The sequence below is a fragment of the Pseudomonas sp. 05N434 genome, from assembly GCF_056396965.1.
In genome coordinates this window covers 1-4042 of record NZ_JBFTMK010000468.1, presented here as the reverse complement: position 1 = coordinate 4042, position 4042 = coordinate 1, and the positions used below count along the sequence as shown (strand labels likewise).

Below are 4042 nucleotides of genomic sequence, written 5' to 3'. Positions count from 1 at the left end.
GGTTGGCTTCGCTTCAACCTACATGCGATGTGTTCGACTGCGTCGAACGGCGCTGCGCGCCAATCCCCAGATGAACACCTCCACTCAGCCTCCCGAAGGGGCGGGTGAATCAAGATCAAAAGCGGCAGGCGAGCTAACGCTCGGCCTGTTGAGTGGCGAGGGGCGGGTGTGCACCGTTCAATAGTGGGGGGCTTGTTCGTGAAGGCGGCCTGACAGCCGACCAATCTCTTTCGTCTGTACCTGCATGATCGTTCCCACGCTCCCGCGTGGGAATGCCGCCAGGGACGCTCCGCGTTCCGCTTTTGAATGTTTAATGGATGTGCCTGAACGCAGACCTTTCCCACGTATCTTTCAGGTTGTCCGTCGGAAGCGGGCTCTCTAGTCTTTGGCTGTCGCTGCAAATTCAGCGACCGGGCGTGAGATCCCCGGCAATTAGTATGCATCTAGCGCCAATACCACCATAATTGGCGCCAGCTTATCCGCTGCCTGTAAATGCGTTATGGCAGCTGTGTGCGGGCAGACTTCGGTCTGGCCGGTTGCCTGCTACCGGTGGATCTCACTCTGCACATAGCTGCCACCTCTTCGTCGCTTGAGATCCGGCGAGTGGTGGCACCCATCCCAGCAGGAGTTTTCATGGATAAGTTAATCCCCGATCCACCCTTCAACACCACCACCCCCAACGCCGAAGCCTCGCACGCCGAAGAATTACTCAAAGACCGCGAAGCCATAAAACGCGCGCTCGACTACTACCTCGATCCCCCAACGCCCTACACCGAAAAAAAACGCCGCCCCAGCACCATGTTCATCGTCGCCCCGAATATGGATACCGAAAGCCTCTTGGCCCACGCCTACGAATCGTTAGCCACGGCGAGTGTCCTGGCCAGCGATTTCGCCAACGACCTGACCGCCCCGCAGCGCTACACGGCGCTGGCGATTCAACAGAGCATCATGCTGGCGGAGTTGGCGGTGAACCGGGCGCTGGATAACGTCGATCCGGCGTAGACCGCGTTATCGTTCATCGCGAGCAGGCTTGCGATGGCGGTTGGTCAGTCGGCACAAAACCCGACTGACCAGCTGCAGCCTGCAGCCTCCGACACAGGTATACTGCCGCCTTTCGCGGCTCGCCTACCGGGCCCGACTCTTTAGCATCACCCGGAGCTTTCATGACTTCCCCGACACAACCGCCGGTTGCCGACGCTTTGCGCGACGACCAGGCAGACCTGCCCGACAGCGTCGACTCCAGCGCCGACAGCGAAACCAAAGCGGCGATCCCGGCGTTCAAGTTTCCGTTCAAGCCGGGGGAACTGGCCGGCGCGAAGAGCGCCAGCCAGCCTTGGTACAAGAATGGCGCCAAGAACGGCCACACCAAGACCCCGGGCGCAGCGCCTCCTGGCACTCGTCGTTCGATGGGCAAACGCTGACCGCCAGGCGTTTTTTGTCGGTAGCAGTTCCTTCTGTCATTGAGACAATTCCCACAAGGATGAGCGATTTGTCCTCTGGGAAGTCGGTGACCACTCATCAAAGATTCATGTCCCTGAATGCTTGATGACGGTCACCGAAATGCCTTTGGTAAAAATCTTCTCCCTGTTGCCGCTGGTGGTCCTGACCGCCGGCTGTGTTTCGTCTGCGGCCAATCCACAGATCCGTTTCGGGGTCGAGGCCCTGGTTCCCCCCTTCGAGAGTCGCAACGACAAAGGTGAGCTGGTCGGATTGAACATCGAACTGGGTAATGCGCTATGTACCGAACTCAAAAAACGCTGTGTCTGGGTTGATCAGGATTACGCCACCAATATCCCGGCCCTGGAGGCCAACCATTTCGATGTGATCATGCCCATGACGGCAACGCCGGCGCGTCGAGAACGGCTCGACTTCACCGATAATCTTTATCCCTTGAACAGCCGTCTGGTGGCGCGTACAGGGGCGAATCTGCAGCCGGATGCGCAATCGCTCAAAGGCAAGCGTGTCGGCGTTCTGACAGGTACCAGCCGTGAGGCGTTCGCCAAGTCCCGTTGGGCTCCGGCGGGAGTGACGGTGCGCAGTTTTCATTTCAACAGTCAACTGATAGCCAGCCTGCTGGCGGGTGAGATCGACGCGACCCTGCAAGACTCGATTGAAATCACCCAGGCGTTTTTAAGTCAGCCTCAGGGGCAAGGATTTGATTTTGCCGGGCCTGCGCTCAAGGACCCCATGCTGGGCAGTGGCGTGGCGATGGCTGTGCGAAAATCCGACACCGCCTTGCGCGATGAGCTGAATGCGGCCCTTGAGCGTCTCAAGCAGAATGGCCAGTACCAGGCGATTACCGGGCGCTACCTACCGCCCACCGTGCCAGATTCGCCACGCTATTTCCCTGCTGAAGGAGGCTTGCCATTCTCCGAAGCGGTGCAAGCCGGCACCACCCTCTATCTGTCCGGCGTGCTCGGGACGGGCTCCGATGGCGAGTTGGTCAAGGGCGGGATTGTCCCGCAGATGACCCAGACCATGGAGAATCTGCAAGCCGCATTACACCGCAGTGGTTCGACGTTGTCTCAGCTGGTCAAATGCACGGTCATCCTTGCAGACATCAATGATTTTGCTGCGATGAATACGGTGTATAGCCGCTATTTTCCGGCGGACCGTTTGCCTGCTCGCACGACATTCGCTGGCAAAAAACTGGTGCTGGATGCGCGCGTGGAAGTCGAATGCCTGGCGGTTGCTGCTCGCTAAAGTAAAAGAACCGCTGCGCACGGATGCTGCGCAGCGGTTTGGCGTTTACGCTGCCCGCAACGAAATAAACGCATAATTCAGCGGCGCTTCAGTCACCACCTGCGCCCCGGCCGCCAGCACTTGCCCGGCGATATCATCGCCAGACACATGAAACAGCCATTCTCCGCCCGACCCGGCCTGCGATTGCTGCGCCACCTGATCGATCACCATGGCAAACGCGGTCATGTCCGGCAGATATGCGGTAAACCCATCGCCTTTCAGCGCTGTCGTTCGAATCCCCAATAGCGCGCAAATCGCATCCTTGGCCTGAATCTCGTCGCGATCCGCCTGGCGGGAGCGCTGGATCAATCCTGCCAGTTCCTGATCGACCAGTTCACCGCCAACAATCAGATCCGGGCCTTTGTCCCATGACTCGGGCGGGCAATCCTTTGCTGCCGGGTTGAGCGGGATGTGCGGGTTGATTTCCATTGGATAGATGCGGCAAACCAGCGGTCGGCGTTCGTAGATGCTGCAGAGGTTGTCTTCGTCAAGATTCCGGCAGGGGCCGACGTTGTAGGCGGCAAAGGTGATCGCCACGTGCGCTTCGCAAGTGCCACTGCGAACCAGCGCCGAACGGCGTTCGGCGTGTTCGCGTTGTTGTGTTGGCAGGCCCAGGCCGTTGGCGAGAAAGGCTTCCACCAGCACGATCACCTGGCCGCCATCTGCCGCCCACATGCGGGCTTCGGCCAGTGTCAGGGGAACATGGTGGTCGTTGCAGCATTTGCCACAACCGACGCAGGAAAACGGTGTATTCATTGAAGGGCCAGTGACCTGTGAGGGCATGAAACGGCGACAGAAAGCCACCGCAAAGGCCTGTGCCAAAGCAAGTTATGCGCCATTCACTGCGCTTTTGTGGTTGGACGGATGGAGTCCCATTCGGTGATGTAAGCGGTTTTGCTTTTCTTGTTGTAGAGGCACAGCTCGGTGCCTTGCTGGCCTTTCATGTGTTTTTGCGGGTACTGGCCTTGCAGCAGGAGCGCGGTATAACCGACCCGGTCATCGAACTGCGCGGCGTTGCCGACGGGTTGGGGTTTTTTCAGGCCGCTGGCCTTGGTGCAACTGGCGAGCACGGCTCTGTCGAAGGCGGCCCAGGCATCGGGGCTGGAGGCGTGGGCATGGGCGGCGAGGGTGGTGAGACAGAGGAAGGTCAGGGTGGTGGCTTTCATGATCAGGCATCCTTGGCGTGTAGTGGTCAAGGTCGGAGTATGCCTGATGGTTTGATGTCGGTTGTGCGGGCCTCTTCGCGGGCAAGCCTCGCTCCTACAGGTCATGCGTCGATCACATCGAATCTGTAGGAGCG

Annotated in this window: 5 protein-coding genes; 3 read left to right on the top strand and 2 right to left on the bottom strand. The window is 59.3% G+C overall.

What is annotated here, in order from left to right; all coding sequences use genetic code 11:
• Window positions 1-633 precede the first annotated feature (633 nt).
• The 3 genes from AC1DLB_RS23565 (at window position 634) to AC1DLB_RS23555 (ending at window position 2703) form a co-directional block, all read left to right on the top strand.
• Entirely contained in the window at window positions 634-1002 is a 369-nt protein-coding gene (locus AC1DLB_RS23565; RefSeq protein WP_477744664.1) for a DUF6124 family protein, read from the top strand.
• Between the two features lie 161 nt (window positions 1003-1163).
• Entirely contained in the window at window positions 1164-1421 is a 258-nt protein-coding gene (locus AC1DLB_RS23560) for a hypothetical protein (protein ID WP_019582340.1), read from the top strand.
• A gap of 139 nt (window positions 1422-1560) precedes the next feature.
• Window positions 1561-2703, top strand: coding sequence for a transporter substrate-binding domain-containing protein (locus AC1DLB_RS23555; protein ID WP_477744665.1), 1143 nt, complete (start codon window positions 1561-1563; stop codon window positions 2701-2703).
• 45 nt (window positions 2704-2748) lie between these two features.
• Here AC1DLB_RS23555 and AC1DLB_RS23550 read toward each other — a convergent pair whose 3' ends face one another.
• Window positions 2749-3498 carry a YkgJ family cysteine cluster protein gene (locus AC1DLB_RS23550; protein ID WP_064616212.1) on the bottom strand — a complete coding sequence of 250 codons (750 nt, stop codon included), beginning with the start codon at window positions 3496-3498 and terminating at the stop codon, window positions 2749-2751.
• A gap of 83 nt (window positions 3499-3581) precedes the next feature.
• On the bottom strand, window positions 3582-3908 hold the full coding sequence (locus AC1DLB_RS23545; RefSeq protein WP_064616213.1) for a hypothetical protein: 327 nt from the start codon (window positions 3906-3908) through the stop codon (window positions 3582-3584).
• Window positions 3909-4042 lie beyond the last annotated feature (134 nt).